Consider the following 19,054-nt stretch of genomic DNA (forward strand, 5'->3'; position numbering starts at 1 on the left):
CGTGCTCATCCAGTTCATCCTCGTGCTCGCCGTCCTGACGATCATGTACGTCTTCGTGCGGAGTTCCGGCACGATCTACGTGCAGGCGAGCAAGCGGATCGCGCTCGTGCTCTTCGCCGTGGCGAACGTCTACGCCGTGATGCGGCCGGACGACCTCTCGGTGATCGCCCACTTCCTCGGCGTCGGCCGCGGCACCGACCTCGTGCTGTACGCGCTGGTCGTGGCGTTCATGGCCGGGATGTTCAGCATGTACCAGCGGTTCCGGGTGGTCGACCGCCGCTACACGGAGCTGGCCCGCACGGTCGCCATCCGGGAGGCCGAGCTCGTCAACAAGGAGCGCGGGCTGCGCTCGGCGCACGTGGTCAGCGTGGCCACCGGCGACGGCGACCGCGCGCCGGTGGGGGCCGAGGACGGCAAGCGGTGACCACCGCCGGCCCCACCGTCGACATCATGCTGCCGCACTACGGGCGCCTGGACCTGGTGCAGGAGACCGTGCGCAGCGTGCTCGCCCAGGACGATCCGAACTGGCGCCTCACGGTGGTGGACGACAGCGGCGAGAAGGCCGACGGCGCGCTCGCGCAGTGGTGCGCCGACCTCGGCGACGAGCGCGTGCGCTACCGGCTCAACCCGCGCAACCTGGGCATCAACCGCAACTTCCAGCAGTGCGTCGACCTGGTGGAGCACGACCTCGCCGTGCTCGTCGGCAACGACGACCTCCTCCTCCCCGGCTACGTCGGCACCGTGCGCCGGGCCCACGTGGCACACCCGGCGGCGGCGATCATCCAGCCGGGCGTCGAGGTGGTCGGCGCCGACGGCGCCCCGGCCCGATCCCTGGTCGACCTGAGCAAGCGGTGGGTCTACGCGCCGCGGCTCACCGAGGCCACCGAGCTCTCCGGCGAGGACCTTGCGGTGAGCCTCCTGCGCGGCAACTGGCTGTACTTCCCGTCGATCTGCTGGCGGTCCGAGCCGCTGCGGCGCACCGGCTTCCGCGAGGGCGTCGACGTGGTGCAGGACCTCGCCCTCGTGCTCGACCTCGTGCTGGAGGGCGAGTCGCTGCTCGTCGAGCCCACCACCTGTTTCCGCTACCGGCGTCACGAGGCGTCGGTGTCCTCCGCCCACGCCGCCGACGGCAGGCGCTTCGCGGAGGAGCGCGCGTTCTTCCTGGAGACCGCCGACCGGATGGCTGTCCGCGGCTGGCCGCGCGCCGCCCGTGCCGCGCGCAGGCACCTGTCGTCGCGGCTCAACGCGCTCACCCGGCTGCCGGCCGCCGCCCGGCACGGCGGGCTCGGCGGGGTCCGCACGCTGGCCCGGCACGCCTTCGGCGCATGACCGTGACGGTCCGGCGCCCACTCGGGGCGGCGAGGCGGATGGCCGGCGCGCTCGACGACCGCGCCCCCACGGCGTGGTGGCTGCGCCCGGCCGTCGCGATCGGGGTGCCCACCGCGGCGTTCGGCGTCCACGCCCTGCTCTACGGCCGGTGGATCATCGACGACGCCGGGATCACCTTCGCCTACGCCCGATCCGTCGCCACGGGGGCGGGCCCGGTCCTGCAACCGGGAGCCGACCCCGTGGAGGGCTTCTCGAACCCCGCATGGCTCGGACTGCTCGTGCTGGGCCGCTGGCTCGGGCTGTTCGACCGGGGCGCGTGGTTCGGCGTGCCCGACTACGTCGCGTTCCCGAAGCTGCTCGCGCTGCTGCTGGTCGCCGGGGTGTTCGCCTGCTGCTACGCGGTGGCGTCCGCCATGTCCCGCCGACCGGTGCTGGTCGCCACCGCGGCCGGGCTCGTCACCGCCGCCGTGCCGTCCTTCGTGATCTGGACCGTGTCCGGGCTGGAGAACGCGCTGCTCGCGCTCGCCGCGGCCGGGATCGCGGCGGTGCTGGTGCGCGCGGTCGTCGCCGGGCAGTTGCTCACACCGGCCACCGCGGTGAGGTGCGGCCTGCTCGCCGCGCTGGCCGCGCTCACCCGCCCGGACGGCCTGGTCTACGCGGGGGCGTTCCCGCTCGCGGCGCTCCTGTTGCTGCAGCGTGCCGACCTCGGGCGCGCGGTCCGCGCCGCCGGGCTCAGCCTGCTGGTCGTGGCCGTGCCAACCGGTGCCTACCTGGCCTGGCGGCTCGCGGTGTTCGGGGAGTTCGTGCCGAACACGGCCATCGCCAAGGCACAGGGCCTGCCCGGCCTCGCGGCCGCCACCCGGCCCGGGGAGCTCCTGACCTACGTCGGCTGGCCGGCCGCACTGCTCGCCGTCGCCGCAGTCGGGGCCGCGCTCACCCGGCCCGGCCCGCGGCGGGCGCTGGTGGCCCTGCTCGTGCCGCTCGCCCTCGCCGTGCTGGCCTTCGGGGTGCTGGCCCCGGACTGGATGGGCCAGCTCCGCTTCGCCACCCCGGTGTGGCCGCTCGGTGCGCTCGTCGGTGTCGTCGCCGCCGACATCGCCGCCCCGCTCCTCGCCGCTCGGGCCCGCGTCGTCGTGGCTCTGCTCGCGGTGGGGGCCGCTGCGGTGTCCGGGCTGGCGCTCGTCGACGGTGCCCGCGCCTTCCGCGCCGCCCCGACCGCGCCCCTGTGCCTGGTGGCCCAGAACACCGGGCGCGCCGTCAACTCCTACGCCGAGGTCGTCGACGTCCCCGACCCGGTGCTCGCGGCGCCCGACCTCGGGGGTGCCGCCCTCGTCAGCGACCTGCGGCTGGTGGACCTCGTCGGGCTCGCCGACGAACGGATCGCCCGGTACTGGGCCGCGGGCGACCTCGAGGGCCTGCGCACCCACCTCCTCACCGAGGTGCGGCCGACGTTCATCACCCTCAACCCCGACTGGGCCCGGATGACCGAGCTGCTCACCGACCGCCGGATGTTCGAGGGTTACGACCGGATCGCGACGAGCCCGGCCGGCGTCACCGACTGGGTGCGTAGCGACGTGCTCGGCCCGGGTGACCTCAGCGCGCTCCGGGCGCGTGCCGACGCCGCGCTGGTCGCCGACGAGGCGGCCCGCCGTTCACCACGGGCATCCTGCGGGGACCTCCTCGTGCCGTCGCCCTAGCCACCTCCTGGGGAACCCGGGTCACCACCGGGCCGCCACTCGCCCCGCAGCAGCGCTCCCGGGTCCGGCGCGCAGCCGTTCGGCCCGCTGAAGCGCGGGCACGTGCCGTCGGGCTGCCGCACGTGCTGCGCCACGTAGGCCAGCAGCCCCACCGACTTGTCGTGGCGGGGGAGGTACCGGTCGGCGGTGGCCGAGCCCATCGAGAGCCCGAGCAGCAGCGCCGCGCAGATGGCGCCGATGACCGGTGTCGCGTTCCGCGGAACGCCGCCGTTTCCTGCTGCGGTGCGGGCCCGCCACGCGTCGTGCAGCCGCTTGCCGCCGTAGCGGGCGGCGAACACCGCCATGAGCAGCAGGCAGAAGAGGATCTCCGCGGTGGTGCGGGGGTAGAGCTGCACGGTCTGGGTGGCGTACATCTGCGACGCGATCGCGAGCCGCAGCACCCACGCGCCCGCCAGCAGGGCTCCCACGGCGATCACGGCGGTGCGCCGGCCTGCCACCGCGACGGCCACACCGAGCCCCACCACCAGCAGCGCCGTGAACACGCCGACGCCGGCCAGCTCCCCCGGGGGCGGCCAGGGGCCGACGTTGCCGGGCAGGTCGTTGCGCCACATCGCGATGTAGGCGGGCTCCACGTTGGTGTCGAAGTAGAAGTAGCGGTCCTGCACGGTGCCCGCGGCGGCGAGCAGCCCGAACAGGTGCGGCCACGCCACCGCCACCAACCCGGCCGCTGCCGGTCCGAGCAGCGCGAGGCCGCGCAGCGGGGCGCGCCACGGGAACCGGACGAGCACGGCGGCCAGCGCGCCCGGAGCCGACCAGAGGAACCATCCCGAGTAGACGCAGAACAGCGCCCCGAGCGCCAGCCCGGCCACGGCCCCCGTGACCACGATGCGGGTCCAGCCGGTGGTGGCGGCGCGGTGGAGAACCCGCAGGAACGCGATCAGCAGCGGCACCAGCGCCACCAGCACGACCGTGGTGTAGGGCTTGTACGGCTCCAGCAGCGGCATCGCCGCCACCAGCGCCACCGCCAGCGCCCACGGGGCCGGCAGCACCAGCCGCCACGACAGGTACGCCAGCGGGCCGAACAGCGCGGTGCCCACCACCTGCGACGCGCGCAGCCCGCCGGCCGTCGAGTCGCCGGTGATCTCGGACCACAGGGCGATCATGTGCAGCGCGACGGGCGGGTAGTCGGGGGGCACCCCACGGCCGGCGACGATGTCGTCGGCCCACCGGATGAGCTGGCCCGCGTCGCCCCAGTTCGCGAACAGGCCCCACGACGTGCCGTGCAGCGCGAGCACCACACCGCCCGCCACGAGCCCGGTGGCGAGCCCGGCGACCGCGGCGCACGCGAGACGGCTGACCACCGCGAACACCCGCGGGAAGCGGGCCGTGGTGACGCAGGCGGCGAGCACCGCGAGGCCGAGCAGCACGAACCGCAGGTCGAGCGCCGCGAGGCCGCTGACCTGCCCGACCCGGTTCAGCGGGTCGATGTCCACCGACGAGCTCAGCTGCACCGAGAGCAGCGCGGCACCCGCCGAGGCGAGCACCTCGCCCGCGGCGACCGCGACCCGCACGAGCCTGCCCGGCCGGTCGGGTGCCGGGGCCGTGGGCGTCAGGTCGAGCCCGTCGGCCTCCGCCTCTGTGCGCGCAGACACGGCGCACAGCGTATGGCTCAGCTCGGGCGTGCCCTGATCCGGTAGATGACCGCGTCCCGGTTGCGGTAGACCGTCTCCAGCCAGGGGGCGTCGTCGAGGCCGAGCAGGCCGGGGGCGCGCCGCCAGTCCGTGCGGACGAACCCGCGCCCGAGCACCACGTAGGAGACGTCGAGCCGGGCCACCGCGGCGCGCACGGAGCGGTCGACCGGGTAGTTGTTGAAGCGGGCGGTGAGCAGGTCCGCGTCCGGCCCGACCCGCGAGAAGTTGTAGAACCCCGCCACCGGGCGCACGCCGGCGATCGCGTACATCCACGCGGAGCCGTCGCCGCGGTCGTTCATCACGCGCTGGTCGGGCGGCACCAGCCTCGCGAGGACGCGCATCGCGTCGGCCTCCAGCGAGGACACGACGGGCCCGTCCGGCGCGGCGAGGCGCATCCGCGTGACGTTCCGGCCCAGGTACATGTCCTCGGTGGCCACGAGGAAAAGGCCCACCACGAGACCGGCCGCGACGAACGTCGACGCGTGGCGCGCCACCGCGGGCGGCCCGGCGCCGACCTTCGCGGCGAGCGCCCGGATCCCCCCGGCCGCGTGCCGCTGCAACTCGGCGAGGCCGTGACCGGCCAGCACGGCGATGGGCACGACGCACATGCCGATGAGCCGCCACTGGTCGTTCCACCAGGGCCGGGTGAGCGTGTTGACCCACGGCTCGTCGGACGAGGCTGCGAGCACGAACATCGTGCCGAAGATGAAGCCCGACGCGAAGATCCAGCGCAGGCCGCCCAGCCGGGACAGCCCCGCCACCCCGATGGCGGCCACGAGCACGAGCCACCACTGCGGGTGCAGGCCGTCGTGGCCGAGCGCGAGCAGCTCGCCGAGCGCCTCGGACTGCGTGAGCTCGGCGGGCCAGTCGTACACCGGCTCGCCCGACGCGCTGCCGATGGACCCGAGCACCTGGGGCAGGGCGAGCGCCGCGGCCGCCGCGCCCGCGGCGAGCACGACCAGCGGTTCGCGCAGCAGCAGCCGGGGCCGGCCGGCCCAGCGCTGCACCATCGCGGGGAAGACGAAGACGGCAGCGGTGAAGAGCGTGGCCGGGTTGAGCGCGATCATGCCGAGCAGCCCCAGCCCGAACAGCAGGCCGCGGCCCACCTGCCACAGCCCCCGCGCGTCGAGGACGTCCAGCAGGAGCACCGCGGCCAGCGGCATCAGCACCGCACCGGTGACGAACGGGAACAGGGGCCCGCGCCACAACATGTCGTAGAAGGAGGTCACCGCGACGCTGCAGCCGGCCGCGGTCACCGCGAGCACGGCCCGGCCCCGGAACCGGTGCACCAGCGCCACGATGGTCAGCGCACCCATCCCGGGCAGCAGCACGGTCTGCGCGTTGAGGACGGTGGGGATGTCCGTGCCCGCGACCTGGAACACGATCGCGGCCAGCAGGTGGTAGGCGTTGGGGTAGAAGACCTCGACGTCGTCCTCGTACCAGTTGACCTTCGCCATCCCGGTGAGGCTGCTGTCGCCGGTCTCGGCGATCCACCGGATGCCGTTGGCGTGGAAGGCGGCGTCCCAGTCCTGGGGGATCGCGGAGAGCTGGCCCAGGCCCGCCCAGATCACGGTGCCGCCGAGGACGACGATCGCGCCGAGGGCAGCGGCCACCACGACGTGCGCCCAGGGCGTCCAGACGCGATCCGGGGCGGTCTGCGCCCCGAGGGCGAGCCGGCCGCCGAACCGGCGCGCGAGCGACGGGTGCTGCGCGGCGATGCGCCCGAGCACCGCCAGCGCGCAGAGCACCACGAAGAGCAGGCCCGCACTGGTCGGGGTCCACGCCGTGTCGAGCGCGGCGAAGACCGGGCCGAAGAGCCCGGCGAGGGAGTAGGTGAGCAGCGGGGCGGCCGCGGCCAGCGTCCAGCCACGCATGCCGACGAGGGCGCCGAGCACGAGACCCGGCACCCAGAGGGTGAATGCGTAGAGCGCCACCACCTGCGCGCCTGCGCTCACCAGCCGAACCCCCAGTCGATGCGTCGCCCGAACGCGGCGACCGGCCGCGAACCTACACGTCGGTCACCGGGTCTTCGGTGATGCCAGGGTCGGCGCGTGCCACACCGACCACTACCCTCCGGGGGCGTGACCTACTCGGGATACGACCTCGTCGTCGTCGGCTCCGGCTTCTTCGGCCTCACCGTGGCCGAACGGGCCGCCTCCGAGCTGGACAAGCGGGTCCTGGTGCTCGAACGCCGCTCGCACATCGGCGGCAACGCCTACTCCGAGATCGAGCCGGAGACCGGCATCGAGATCCACCGCTACGGCGCCCACCTCTTCCACACGTCCAACGAGCGCGTGTGGGAGTACGTGAACCGTTTCACGAAGTTCACGGGCTACCAGCACCGCGTGTTCGCCCGTGCGGGCGACCAGGTCTACGCGTTCCCGATGAACCTGGCGCTGATCAACCAGTTCTTCGGCCGGTCGCACACCCCCGACGAGGCCCGCGCCCTGATCGCCGAGCAGGCGGGCGAGATCGACACCAAGGACGCGACGAACCTCGAGGAGAAGGCGGTCTCGCTGGTCGGCCGCCCGCTGTACGAGGCGTTCATCAAGGGCTACACCGCCAAGCAGTGGCAGACCGACCCGTCGCAGCTCGACCCGTCGATCATCACGCGGCTGCCGGTGCGCTACACGTTCGACAACCGGTACTTCAACGACAAGTACGAGGGCCTCCCGGTCGACGGCTACACCGCCTGGCTGAAGCGGATGGCCGACCACCCGAACATCGACGTGCGGCTCGACGTCGACTACTTCGAGGTGCGCGACCAGATCCCCGCCGGCACGCCCGTCGTCTACACCGGCCCCCTGGACCGCTATTTCGGGTTCTCCGAGGGAGAGCTCGGGTGGCGCACCCTCGACTTCGAGCAGGAAATCGTCGAAACCGGCGACTTCCAGGGCACCTCGGTGATCAACTACAACGACGCCGAGGTTCCGTTCACCCGCATCCTGGAGTTCCGCCACTTCCACCCGGAGCGCGATTACCGCACCGACAAGACGGTGATCGTGCGGGAGTACTCGCGGTTCGCGGAATCGGGCGACGAGCCCTACTACCCGATCAACACCCCGGACAACCGGGCCAAGCTGCAGCGCTACCGCGAGCTCGCCCGCAAGGAGACCGCCAACGCGAACGTGGTGTTCGGCGGCCGGCTCGGCACGTACAAGTACCTCGACATGCACATGGCGATCGGGTCGGCTCTCACGATGTTCGACAACCGCCTGCGCCCGTACTTCACCGAGGGCAAGGCGCTGTCGGGCACGGAGTCGGCGGAGGACTGAGGTTCACCGGCCCCGGTAACCCCTCCGCCCCTCCCAGGTCCGAACCATGTCGTAGCGGGCGCGGCGATTCTCCGTCCGCCACCGCCCGAAGAAGAATCCGAACACGCACCCGATCCCGATCAGTACGAGCAGTTCCACTGCATCACCCTCCACGTTTACCGGAGGGATGCTCGCTCGGTTGATCTCGGGCGTTACGGGGTGCCTGGCGCGGCACCCAGCGCGCCATGCCGGCCGCCCCCAGCGCCGAGAGGGCGCCGAGGGCCACGGAGCCGATGCCGAGCGTGGCGACCGCGGTGACGGCGGCGAGCACCAGCGGGCCGGCGAGGGCGCCTGAGTCGTGGCAGAGGCGGAAGGCGCCGAGGAACTCGGCCCGCCCCTCCTCGGGGGCGGCGTCGGCGCCGAGGGTCATCATCAGGCCGTTGCTCAGCCCGTTGGCGAGGCCCATGAGCACGGCCACGAGCCCGAGCGTGAGCACGCCGCCGGTGAGCGGGAGCGCGACGTGCGCCGCCGCGAAGGTGGCCAGCGACGCGACGGCCACGGGGCGGCGGCCGCGCAGGTCCATCCACCGGCCCGCCGGGTAGGACATGGCCACGTCGACCGCGGCGCCGACGCCGAACAGCAGGCTCGTGGTGGTGGCGTCGAGCCCGATGTGGTCGGCCCACAGCGGCAGCACGGCCGTGCGGGAGGCCCGGGATGCGCCCATGACGAGTGCGTTGAAGCCGAGCGTGCGCAGCACGCGCCGGTGGGCCACCAGCACCGCCAGGAGGGGCTGGGTGGGGCGCCCGCCGCCGCGGTCGGACCCGACGGCGGGCATGCCCGCCATCAGGGCCCCTGCCACGACCACGGCCACCAGCTCCACGAGGAAGCCGCCCCGCGGCCCGAGCAGGTAGATGACGCCTGCGCCGAGGAACGGCCCGATCAGGGTGCCCAGCCGGCTCAGGCCTGCCATCGCCGACAGCGCCCGCGCCCGGAGCCCCACGGGGACCGATTCGATGATGTACGCCTGGCGGGCCAGCGCCCACACCGCAGCCGCCACGCCGTACAGCCCGACGCCGACCGCGAGCACGGCAGGCGTCCAGGACAGCAGGCAGAGTGCGGCGCCGACGGCCCCGACCCCGCTCCCGAGCAGCACGGCCGGGCGTTCGCCGATGCGGGCGACGATCCGGCCCGCGGGCAGGTCGCCGAGCACCATGCCGAGCCCGAGGAGCCCCACGATCAGGCCCGCGCCGCCCGCCGACGCCCCGAGCTCCATCGCCTGCAGCGCCACCACCGGCACCGCCGCGCCCTGCCCGACGCCGAACACCGCGGCGGGCAGGAACACCGGGACGGCGAGCCGCCGCAGAGTGCCCGCCTCGGACGTCACCCCTGCTCCTCCCGCCGGTGTGATTGCTTGCCGAGAAGCAAGCTACCTCACCCGGCGGCCGCCGCGGCCTGCTCGGCGAACCGGTTCCCGGGCCGGGGCAGCCCGAAGTGATCGCGCAACGTGCGCCCGGTGTACTCCGAGCGGAAGAGCCCGCGCTCACGCAGGATCGGCACGACCGTCTCGACGAACACCTCGAGCCCACCCGGGTAGTGGGGCGGCATCACGTTGAACCCGCCGGCCGCGCCGGAGGTGAACCACTCCTCGATGGTGTCGGCCACCTGCTCCGGGGTGCCTGCGAAGACCCGGTGGCCGCGCGCCCCCGCCAGCCGGTGCAGCAGCCGCCGCACGGTCGGGCGCTCGCGCTCCACGATTCCGGCCACCACCTGCAGGCGGCTGCGGCGGTTGTCGGTGACGTCCCCCGCGTCCGCGAACAGCTCCGCGGGCACGGGGCCGTCGAGGTCGAGGTGGCCGAGGGTGGCGCCGGTCATGCGTTCGAGCTGGCGCAGGCCGTACTCCGGCACCGTGAGCTCGTTGAACTCCCGCTCGAGGGCGTGGGCGGCCGCCTCGGTGCCCGCGATGAACGGGCTGATCCCGGGAAGGACCTTCACGTGGTCGGGCCTGCGCCCCAGCTGCGCGGCCCGCTGCTTGATGTCGGCGTAGAACACCTGCGCGTCGGCGAGCCGCTGGTGGGCGGTGAAGATCGCCTCGGCGTACCGGCCCGCGAACGCGCGCCCGTCATTGGACGCGCCTGCCTGCACCAGCACCGGGTGTCCCTGCGGCGGGCGCGGCTGGTTGAACGGCCCCTTCACCCGCACGTACCGCCCGGTGTGGCCGATCTCGTGGATCTTCGACCGGTCGGCGTAGACCCCGGCCGCGCGGTCCAGCACGACGGCGTCGTCCTCCCAGCTGTCCCACAGCGCCGTCACGGCGTCCACGAACTCGGCCGCCCGGGCGTACCGCTCGGCGTGCGGCGGGTGCGCGTCCAGCCCGAAGTTCGCGGCCGCGGCGTCGGTGCCGGTGGTGACGATGTTCCAGCCGGCCCGCCCACCCGAGATGTGGTCGAGCGAGCCGAACAGCCGCGCCAGGTTGTACGGCTCGTAGTACGTGGTGGAGGCGGTGGCGATCAGGCCGATCCGCTCGGTGGCCGCGGCGATGGCGGTCAGCAGCGTGATCGGCTCCAGCCTGCCGACGGCGTTGTGGGCGACGTCGCCCTGCAGGGCAGGCCCGTCGGCGAAGAACACGGCGTCGAGCGTGCCGGCCTCGGCCGTGCGGGCGATCTCCTGGTAGTAGGAGGCATCGTAGATCCGTTCGGCCGCGGTGGCCGGGTGCCGCCACGCCGCCTCGTGGTGGCCGGCCGGGTAGATGAAGGCGTTGAGGGAGAGCTGTCGGGTCATCGGTCCACTCCGAGTGCGCTGAGCAGGGACTCGCGGTGCGCCACGAACCGCGGGTCGGCGGCGTGGCGGGGGCGGTCGAGGGGGATTGGCCGGTCGACGGCGACGCGGCCCGCGTCGAGCACGAGCACGCGGTCGGCGAGCGTCACCGCCTCCTCCACGTCGTGCGTGACCAGCAGCACCGCGGGCCGGTGCCGGTCGTACAGGTCGCGCAGGAGTCGGTGCATCCGGATCCGGGTGAGCGCGTCCAGCGCGCCGAAGGGCTCGTCGGCCAGGAGCAGCGCCGGCTCGCGCACGAGCGACCGGGCGAGCGCCACCCGCTGCTGCTCGCCGCCGGACAGCTCGTTCGGCCACGCCCGCTCCCGCCCGGCCAGCCCCACCTCGGCGAGCGCCGCGCGCCCGCGTCCGCGGGGATCCGTGCCGCCCAGGCCGAGGACGACGTTGTCCAGCACGCGGGCCCACGGCAGCAGCCGGGAGTCCTGGAAGACCACCGAGAGCTGCTCGGGCACCTCGAGCACGCCGCTGCCGGCCACCTCGTCGTCGAGTCCGGCGACGGCGCGCAACAACGTGGACTTGCCTGAGCCGCTGCGCCCGAGCAGCGCCACGAACTGGCCGGGCGGGATCTCGATGTCGACGCCGTCGAGGACGGCCCGTCCGTCGAAGGAACGGACGAGGTCCGTGACGCGCAGCGCCTGCGGGGTCACGAGCTGAGGCCGCGTCGCCATGACAGCGCGCTCCTCTCGAGCATCCGGACGAGCGAATCGGAGACGAAGCCGAACACGCCGTAGATGAGCAGGCCCACGATGATCAGATCGGTCTGCCCGTAGTTCTGGGCCTGGTACATCATGTAGCCGAGCCCGCTCGTGGCGTTGATCTGCTCGAGCACCACTAGCGCGAGCCACGAGCCGGTGACCGCCAGCCGCAGGCCCACGAAGAAGCCCGGCAGCGCACCCGGGAACACCACCTGCCGGATGAACTGGGCACGGGTGAGGCCGACGACCCGGGCCAGCTCCACGTACCGGTTGTCGATGCCGGACAGCGCCGACACGAGGTTGATGTAGATCGGGACGAAGACCCCGAGGGCGATGATGACGACCTTGAAGGCCTCGCCGATCCCGAGCCAGAGGATGAACAGTGGGATCAGCCCGAGGTTGGGCACGGCCCGCTTGACCTGCACGGTGCCGTCGATGAGGGCCTCCCCGACCCGGGTGAGGCCCGCCAGCAGCGCGAACACGACGCCGCCCGCGAGGCCGAAGACGAAGCCGAGGCTCGCCCGCTGCAGCGAGGTGAGGATGTCGCTGCGCAGCGTGCCGGTGGTCCAGACGTCCCAGAGGGACACCAACACGGTCCACGGTGCCGGGAGGGCCCGCTGGTCGGTGAGCCCGAGCACGGACACGAGTGCCCACAGGGCCAGGACCAGCACCGGGCCCAGGACCCGGGCGAACGGGAGCCTGCGGCCCGGTGCGAGCCGCCGGGTGCGGGCCCGGCGCGGCGGTGAGCTCGCGACCGGGGCGGGCGCGGCGATCTGCACGGTGTCGGTCTGCACGGTGTCGGTCATCGTCACTACTTCCGGTACTCGTCGGAGACGGCCGCCGCTGCCAGGGGCTCGAAGCGGCGGTCGAAGAGACCCGTGACGTCGAACGGGTCGACGAACCCGCCCTGCGCCAGCAGGTCCGCCGTCTCCTGCTCCCAGGCGATCGCCTCGTCCCAGCTGGGCGGGAAGTAGGGCTTGTCGCCGAGCGCGATGATCTCCCGGGCCGCCTCGAGGGTGAGGTTCTGCGTGTCGACGTAGTAGGCCTGCGCCCACGGCTCCGGGTTCTCCCACGTCCAGGTGGTGGACGCAGCCCACAGCGGCACGAAGGCTGCGATCGCCGCGGCCTTGGCCGGGTCGCGGAGCACCTGGTCCGGCGCCCACAGCACCGTGAGCAGGTCCACCACGTCCGTGCGCAGCGCCCGGGCCCCGTCGCCGCCGTACTGCTGCAGGTACTTCGGCACCTGCGCGAGGCCCAGTGGGGCGACGTCGACCTGCCCGGACTGCAGGGCGGTGAGGAACTGGGTGCTCGCGAGCGGCACCAGCTGGACCTCGTCCGGGTGGATCCCGGCCTGCTGCAGCGCGCGCAGCAGCACCACGCCCTGCGCCTGCCCCTGGGAGAAGGCCAGCCGGGCGCCCCGGAAGTCCGCGACGTCCCCGATGGGGGAGCCCGGGCGCGTGGCGAGCAGGTACTTCGGCTCCCGGGTGTGCCGGACGCCGACGATCTTGGCGTCGAACCCCTGGTAGTGGGCCTGGATGGGCGGGATGCCCGCGTTCAGCCCCACGTCGAGCGACTCGGCGCGGAAGGCGTTGATGATGTCCGGGCCCGCGCCCAGGTTGACCCACTCGGCCACGGTGAACGGCAGGTCGTCGAGAAGCCCCGACAGCTCGAGGGCCAGGTCCTGGACGCGCTGGTTGGAGGCGATCCGCAGCACGGTGCCAGGTGGCACCGACGTGGGCAGCGCGGCGTCCGGGGCCAGCGTCGGACCCGCCGCCGCGCCGCCCGCACAGGCGGCCAGGCCGGTCCCCGCGGCGGCGAACAGCGTGGAGAGCAGAAGGGATCTGCGGGTGAGTCGACCAGACACGGTCGTCCCTTTCGACGGTTCGGGCGGTCAGTCGACGACCACGGCGTGGTCGGCCGTGAAGGGGCGCCCGGCGACGATCTCGGACGAGAAGCCGTCCGGGCCGACGGGCCGGTCCCCGATCACCGTGACGCGGTGCAGGGTGCGGCGGACGTCGAGGTGGGCGAGGTCGCCGGGGGCGAGGTGGGCGGTGGCCCGGTTGTCCCACACCGCGACGCTGCCGGGCTCCCAGCGGAACCGCACCGTGTACTCCGGCCGCGTGATCTCGGCGTACAGCAGGTCGAGGATCGCGCGGCTCTCCCTCGGTTCGACGTCGACGATGTGGCTGGTGAAGCCGGGGTTGACGAACAGGGCCCGCTGGCCGGTGACCGGGTGCACCCGCACCACCGGGTGGACGGAGACGAGCAGGTTGTCGTTGATGCGGCGCGCGTAGGCCGTGTCCCCCTTGGGGGCCTCGTCGCCGCCGTAGCGGTGCTCGGCGCGCAGCCCGTCGACGAACGACCGGATCGGGGCGGAGAGCCCCTCGTAGGCGGCCACGAGGTTCGTCCAGGTGGTGTCGCCGCCGATCTCGGGCACGACCTCGGCGCGCAGGACGGACACGGCGGGCGGGTTCACCGCGGCCGTGACGTCGGTGTGCCAGCCCGCCACGTAGCTGTACTTGCGGCGGCGCTGGGCATTGACGGCCTCGTCGCCGTAGCGCTGCTTGTAGCGCTCGGGGTCGATCGTGAAGATCTCCGGGTGGCCCTCCGGCGGCGCCTCGTCGTGCGGGTGGGCGTAGGTCAGCTCGCCGAAGGTGCGGCCGAACCGGATCTGGGCGGCGTGGTCGAGCTCCTGCCCGCGGAAGAAGATCACCTTGTAGCGGTGCAGCGCGGCGGTGAGCTGCTCCACCGTGGTGGTGTCGAGGGGGCCGGCGAGGTCGATGCCGGTGACGTCGGCGCCGATGTGGCCCGCGACGGGCCGGACGGTCAGCCCGGTCTGCTCGGGTGCGATGGTCATGACGATCCTCTCTCGGTGGTTCGAGAACTGCCGGGAAAATGCCCGGACCATTGCCCGGCAGAATTGTTCGGACAGGTCCGGGAGAGATTCTCAGGACGTGGTCGCGATCAGCGACAGCGAGCGCAACAGGGGAGACATGCCCTGTTCAGAAGCGGTGCGCTCATGTATCCATCGTGTGCAGGAGGGCGTCCGGAAGTCAATTTTCGGACGACAGCAATTAAATCCGTGCAGGTGAATCGAGGGGGCGCTCGTACGTTTCCCGGAGCACCACGGATCCGGCCGCCACCCCGAGCGCCCGCACACCGAACGACCCGGCCACCACCGTGCGCGCCACGTCCGGTCCGCGGTGGGAGTGGCGGGCCACCTCCGCGCGCAGGTCGGTGAGCAGTTCGGGCCTGCGGGACGTCCCGGCTTCGCACACCACCAGCACGTCCGGGTTGATCACGTCGAGCAGCAGCGCCGCGGCGCGGCCGATGGCCCGCACACGGTCGCGCAGGAGGCCCATCGCCCACGGCTCGTCCGCCTCCACCGCCGCGAGCACGTCGGCGAACAGGGGAGCGCGCAGGTGGCCCTCGGCCACGGCCCGCCCGGCGACGGCCCGCTCGGCCGCCGTGGCGGCGAGGCAACCGCGGCGCCCGCAGACGCACGGCGTGTCGCCACCCACGGGGAGGTGGCTGACGTGCCCGGCTGCCGCGTCCGGGCCCTCGTGCACCGCGCCGCCGGTCGCGATGGCGGCGTCGACGACGTTGCCGACGAACAGGTGCACCAGGCTCGACCGCGCCCGCTCGCGCACCCGCCCGAAGAGCTGTTCGGCCCGGGCGAGCGCACGCGCGTGGCCGTCCACCGCCACCGGCAGCCCCAGTCGCTCGGCGAGCAGGTCACCCACCGGGACGTCGTGCCAGCCCAGATCGCGGTGGCGGACCACCACCCCGCGGGCCGGGTCCACCCACCCCCCGGTCGCCACGCCGACCCCCAGCGGACGGCGGCCCGCCCGGTGCGCGTCGAGGAACGCGGCCGTGCGCATGGCCAGGTCGTCGAGCACGGCCGACGCCGAGCGGTCTGACCCGTGGGGCACGCGCTCCTCGACCAGCACCCGCCCGCGCAGGTCCATGAGCACGAGCGTGGTGTGCAGCACCGCGATGTGCGCGCCGACGGCGACGTGGTGGCGCACGTCGAGGTCGACCGGCACGTGCGGGCGTCCGACCGCGGGCCGCGCCGCGGGCACGGGCCGCTCGCGCACGAGGCCGAGGTCGGACAGGTCGGCGATCCGGCGGCTCACGGCCGCCGTGCTCAACCCGGTGAGCCGCCCGACGGTGCTGCGGGCGACCGGCCCGTGATCGAGCACCGCGCGCAGCACGGCCGCGGCGTTCTGGCCGCGCCTGCCGTCGCCCGCGTCGAGCGGGCGACCCGGACCGTCGTCGGGGGTGGGGAGGAGGGTGCTGGGCATGGACGTCCCTGCCGTCGTTCCGAGGTACGGGCGGCGGGCCGCGCGGGTGTCTGGTGCGTCAGCCCCGTGCGGCGGGGGCGGCACAGAGCGCGCTCGCCTGCCTGCGCAGGTCGACGTGGCGGCGCGCCCGGAGCGTCGCGGCCTGGGACATGCGCCGATCCTCCCGGACGCGCGCGGCGCCACGCCATGACCTGCCCCACACCCCGCGGGCGAGCAGCCGCAACCGGCGTCGCTACGCTCGGGAGCCGGGCGCGCACGCGCTCAGCAGCCCCGGCCATCGACGACAGAGGACCCATCCTCGATGACGATCTCCGAGACGCCGCCCCGCCCGAAGCCGGCGGGCCGCCGCGGCTCCACCCCGCCTGCCGCCGACGGCCACCTGTTGCAGCGGGTGATCCTGCCGCGCACGGGCGACCCGATGAGCGTTCGCGCCCTCTACCTCGACGAACGCACGGGGCTGCGGCTCACAGCGGTGCCGGACGTCGCCGGCGGCGCGGAACCGAAGAAGATCAGCTTCGCGGGCACGGCGGTGAGCACCCGCAGGCTGCGCGCCACCTCCCGCACCTCGGCCGTGGTGCCGGAGCAGAGCGAGGTGTCCTTCGCCGCCTACTTCAACGGGTTCGCGGCCGGGTACTGGCGGCGCTGGAGCCGGCTCACCGAGGTGCACCTCAAGCTGTCGCTGGACGGGGCCGGCCGGGTCGACGTCTACCGCACCAAGTCCGACGGCTCCACCATCTTCGAGCGGGGCGTCGTGGTGACGGGCCGCCAGGACCTCGACCTGCCGCTCGACCTGCGGCCGTTCGAGGACGGCGGCTGGTACTGGTTCGACCTCACCACCGACGAGGGCGAGCTCACCCTGCTCGGGGGCGGCTGGTACGCCGCCGACGAGCCGTCGGGCCGGGCCGCGGTGGCGGTGGGCACGCCCACGTTCAACCGCCCCGCCGACTGCGTGGCCACGCTCGCAGCGCTCGGCGAGGACCCGCTGGTGCGCGAGGCGCTCACCGCGGTGATCGTGTCCGACCAGGGCTCCGAGAAGGTGCGCGACGAGCCGGGCTTCGAGCAAGCCGCCGCCGTGCTGGGCGACAAGCTCAAGATCGTCGACCAGCCCAACCTCGGCGGGTCCGGGGGCTACGCGCGGATCATGTACGAGGCGCTCGAGCACACCGACTGCGAGCAGATCCTCTTCATGGACGACGACATCCTGCTCGAGCCGGACTCGGTGCTGCGGGCCGTCGCCTTCTCCCGCTACTCCCGCTCGCCGATGCTCGTCGGCGGGCAGATGCTGTCGCTGCAGGCCCGCTCGCAGCTCTCCACGATGGGCGAGGTCGTCGACCGGGGCACGTTCCTGTGGCGCAACGCGCCCGGCACGGAGCCCCACCACGACCTGGCCGCCGGGCCGCTGCGCCAGACGCCGTGGCTGCACCGGCGCGTCGACGTCGACTACAACGCCTGGTGGACCTGCCTGATCCCGCGCGCCGTCGCGGAGGACGTCGGCATGCCGCTGCCGCTGTTCATCAAGTGGGACGACGCGGAGTACGGGCTGCGCGCCCGCGCCAAGGGCTACCGCACGGCCACGGTGCCGGGCATCGGGATCTGGCACATGTCGTTCCTCGAGAAGGACGACACCAGCGACTGGCAGGCCTACTTCCACTACCGCAACCGGTTCGTGGCGGCCGCGTTGCACGGGCCGGACAACCCCACGGCGCTGCTGCGCGACACGTTCAAGCGCACGCTGCGCCACCTGCTGCTGCTGGAGTACTCCGCGGTCGCGCTGCAGCAGATGGCCGTGCGCGACTTCCTCACCGGCCCGGAGCACCTGTTCCCCACGTTGCCCACGGTGCTCGGCGACATCCGCGCGAAGCGCGCCGAGTTCGACGACGGCAGGCCGCTGGACTCGGCCACCCAGGTGCCACTGTCCGAGCTCGACGCGATGTCGGCCCAGCTGTTCCCGGAGCCGCCGTCGGGCAAGGTCGGGGCGGTGAAGGGGCTGGCGCGGGGTGTGCTGCACAACCTGCGTTCCCCCGACCCCACCCACCAGGTGGTGCCGCAGCGCAACGTCCCGGCGCGGCACGCGCAGTGGTTCGTGCTGTCGCGGCTCGACTCCGCCACCGTGGCCACCCCGGACGGGCGCGGGGTCACGTTCCGCCGTCGCGACCCGGCCCTGTTCCGCACCATGCTCCGGACCGCGGTGTCGGAGTACCGGCACCTCGCGAAGGCCTGGCCCGACCTGCAGCGCCGCTACCGGGCCGCACTTCCGGAGCTCACCAGCCGCGACGCGTGGGCCCGCGAGGTGTTCGACCGCAAGAGCTGAACGTCGCGCCCTACGCGGTGGCCTCGCGGGCGTCCGGGTCCGACCTGGCCGCCGCGAGGAACCGGCCGAGCAGCCCGCTGCGGCGCGGCGGGGCAGGGCGGAGCGGTCGGACGCCGAACGCCGCGGCGGTGAACGACACGCGCTCGGGCTCGGCGAGCCCGAGCCCGTCGGTCAGCAGCCGCACGGTGGTCGGCCGCGGCCTGCTCGTCTCCCCCGATTCGAGCTTGCCAAGTGCTCGCACGCTCAGGCCGGTCCGCTCGGCGAGCTCCTCCTGCGTGAGCGCGGCTCGCAACCGGTGATTGCGGAGTTGGTCCCCGAAGACAGTCACATCGACCCCCCAGTCGTGTCCGTCCCTGTACCAAGAACGACGTGGGAGGCGGCGCCGGGTTGCATCCCCGCGCCGTGATCGGCCGTCCGGAGCAACCGCGGACGGCCGATCGGCGGGCATCAGGTAGGCGACGTGATCCCCGTGTGGAAGCCCTGGTTCGCGTCCACCCAGCTGCCGTTGGCCCGGTAGAAGCCGACCCCGCGCCCGTAGGGCCGCGTGACGCTGACCTCGAAGGTGTCCTTGCCGGTCGCGACCCCCACCGGCTTGCAGCTGTCCGGGCCGTCGCACGCCTCGAGCACCACGAGGGCGCCGTCCAGCCTGAGGTCCGTGCTGATCACCCTGGCGGTGACGGTGGACTCCTCCGGCGTCTCACCCTTCGTGAACTCGTAGCAGACACCGACGGCGCTGAAGGGATCGCTGCAGTGCGACTCGGACGCGGCCGGGGGCGCGGGTTCGGGTGCGGCCACGGCCGGCGCGGCCAGGCCGAGCACCGCGCCGCCCGCCGCCAGCGAGACGATCACGGTGCGGCCTGCCCGACGTGCGAGGTTGAGCATCTCGAACTCCTGTTCCTGCTGGTCGCGCGAGAGTGAACTCGCCACCGGCGGCTCCGGTG

Annotated in this window: 17 protein-coding genes; 5 read left to right on the forward strand and 12 right to left on the reverse strand. The window is 73.6% G+C overall.

The window, feature by feature from the left end:
• Position 1 precedes the first annotated feature (1 nt).
• From ACFPL3_RS07845 to ACFPL3_RS07855, 3 genes are read left to right on the forward strand one after another with little or no spacing between them, the layout of a single operon-like run.
• Positions 2-424, forward strand: a complete 423-nt coding sequence (locus tag ACFPL3_RS07845; RefSeq protein ID WP_343941920.1) for a DUF2304 domain-containing protein — start codon at positions 2-4, stop codon at positions 422-424.
• Positions 421-1,329, forward strand: a complete 909-nt coding sequence (locus ACFPL3_RS07850; RefSeq protein WP_343941921.1) for a glycosyltransferase family 2 protein — start codon at positions 421-423, stop codon at positions 1,327-1,329. Before ACFPL3_RS07845 ends, ACFPL3_RS07850 begins: the two co-directional genes overlap by 4 nt.
• Positions 1,326-3,026 (forward strand): hypothetical protein, encoded by a 1,701-nt coding sequence (locus ACFPL3_RS07855; RefSeq protein ID WP_343941922.1) that lies wholly within the window; start codon positions 1,326-1,328, stop codon positions 3,024-3,026. The genes ACFPL3_RS07850 and ACFPL3_RS07855 overlap by 4 nt, the downstream gene beginning before the upstream one ends.
• Here the strand turns inward: ACFPL3_RS07855 and ACFPL3_RS07860 are convergent.
• The gene (locus ACFPL3_RS07860) at positions 3,023-4,678 is read right to left on the reverse strand and encodes a hypothetical protein (RefSeq protein ID WP_343941923.1); all 1,656 of its coding nucleotides are present in this window, start codon (positions 4,676-4,678) and stop codon (positions 3,023-3,025) included. The genes ACFPL3_RS07855 and ACFPL3_RS07860 overlap by 4 nt on opposite strands.
• A 17-nt stretch (positions 4,679-4,695) precedes the next feature.
• On the reverse strand, positions 4,696-6,672 hold the full coding sequence (locus ACFPL3_RS07865; protein ID WP_343941924.1) for a DUF6541 family protein: 1,977 nt from the start codon (positions 6,670-6,672) through the stop codon (positions 4,696-4,698).
• Positions 6,673-6,798: 126 nt separating this feature from the next.
• On the opposite strand from ACFPL3_RS07865, the gene glf reads away from it, so the two are divergent.
• Positions 6,799-7,992, forward strand: coding sequence for a UDP-galactopyranose mutase (gene glf / locus ACFPL3_RS07870; protein WP_343941925.1), 1,194 nt, complete (start codon positions 6,799-6,801; stop codon positions 7,990-7,992).
• A 142-nt stretch (positions 7,993-8,134) separates the two neighbouring features.
• Here the strand turns inward: glf and ACFPL3_RS07875 are convergent, their stop codons facing one another.
• The 8 genes from ACFPL3_RS07875 to ACFPL3_RS07910 all read right to left on the reverse strand — a co-directional run bounded on the left by ACFPL3_RS07875 (position 8,135) and on the right by ACFPL3_RS07910 (position 15,953).
• Positions 8,135-9,355 carry an MFS transporter gene (locus ACFPL3_RS07875; protein WP_343941926.1) on the reverse strand — a complete coding sequence of 407 codons (1,221 nt, stop codon included), beginning with the start codon at positions 9,353-9,355 and terminating at the stop codon, positions 8,135-8,137.
• A 47-nt stretch (positions 9,356-9,402) separates the two neighbouring features.
• Positions 9,403-10,749 (reverse strand): LLM class flavin-dependent oxidoreductase, encoded by a 1,347-nt coding sequence (locus ACFPL3_RS07880; protein ID WP_343941927.1) that lies wholly within the window; start codon positions 10,747-10,749, stop codon positions 9,403-9,405.
• Positions 10,746-11,471, reverse strand: a complete 726-nt coding sequence (locus ACFPL3_RS07885) for an ABC transporter ATP-binding protein (protein ID WP_343941928.1) — start codon at positions 11,469-11,471, stop codon at positions 10,746-10,748. The genes ACFPL3_RS07880 and ACFPL3_RS07885 overlap by 4 nt, the downstream gene beginning before the upstream one ends.
• Positions 11,447-12,304, reverse strand: a complete 858-nt coding sequence (locus ACFPL3_RS07890; RefSeq protein ID WP_343941929.1) for an ABC transporter permease — start codon at positions 12,302-12,304, stop codon at positions 11,447-11,449. Before ACFPL3_RS07890 ends, ACFPL3_RS07885 begins: the two co-directional genes overlap by 25 nt.
• 5 nt (positions 12,305-12,309) lie before the next feature.
• On the reverse strand, positions 12,310-13,362 hold the full coding sequence (locus ACFPL3_RS07895; protein WP_343941930.1) for an ABC transporter substrate-binding protein: 1,053 nt from the start codon (positions 13,360-13,362) through the stop codon (positions 12,310-12,312).
• 27 nt (positions 13,363-13,389) lie between these two features.
• Positions 13,390-14,355, reverse strand: coding sequence for a TauD/TfdA dioxygenase family protein (locus tag ACFPL3_RS07900; RefSeq protein WP_343941931.1), 966 nt, complete (start codon positions 14,353-14,355; stop codon positions 13,390-13,392).
• Between the two features lie 217 nt (positions 14,356-14,572).
• Positions 14,573-15,802 carry an ROK family transcriptional regulator gene (locus tag ACFPL3_RS07905; protein ID WP_343941932.1) on the reverse strand — a complete coding sequence of 410 codons (1,230 nt, stop codon included), beginning with the start codon at positions 15,800-15,802 and terminating at the stop codon, positions 14,573-14,575.
• Positions 15,803-15,860: 58 nt separating this feature from the next.
• Positions 15,861-15,953 (reverse strand): putative leader peptide, encoded by a 93-nt coding sequence (locus tag ACFPL3_RS07910; RefSeq protein WP_343941933.1) that lies wholly within the window; start codon positions 15,951-15,953, stop codon positions 15,861-15,863.
• 150 nt (positions 15,954-16,103) lie between these two features.
• Here ACFPL3_RS07910 and ACFPL3_RS07915 point away from each other — a divergent pair, with 150 nt between their 5' ends.
• On the forward strand, positions 16,104-18,113 hold the full coding sequence (locus ACFPL3_RS07915) for a glycosyltransferase (protein ID WP_343941934.1): 2,010 nt from the start codon (positions 16,104-16,106) through the stop codon (positions 18,111-18,113).
• A 10-nt stretch (positions 18,114-18,123) separates the two neighbouring features.
• On the opposite strand, the gene ACFPL3_RS07920 is transcribed toward ACFPL3_RS07915, so the two are convergent.
• Both ACFPL3_RS07920 and ACFPL3_RS07925 read right to left on the reverse strand, forming a co-directional pair.
• The gene (locus ACFPL3_RS07920; protein WP_343941935.1) at positions 18,124-18,561 is read right to left on the reverse strand and encodes a helix-turn-helix domain-containing protein; all 438 of its coding nucleotides are present in this window, start codon (positions 18,559-18,561) and stop codon (positions 18,124-18,126) included.
• Positions 18,561-19,040 (reverse strand): hypothetical protein, encoded by a 480-nt coding sequence (locus tag ACFPL3_RS07925; RefSeq protein WP_343941936.1) that lies wholly within the window; start codon positions 19,038-19,040, stop codon positions 18,561-18,563. Before ACFPL3_RS07925 ends, ACFPL3_RS07920 begins: the two co-directional genes overlap by 1 nt.
• Positions 19,041-19,054: the final 14 nt, after the last annotated feature.

Origin of the sequence: Pseudonocardia zijingensis (assembly GCF_042657305.1) — a bacterium.
Classification (GTDB): domain Bacteria; phylum Actinomycetota; class Actinomycetes; order Mycobacteriales; family Pseudonocardiaceae; genus Pseudonocardia; species Pseudonocardia zijingensis.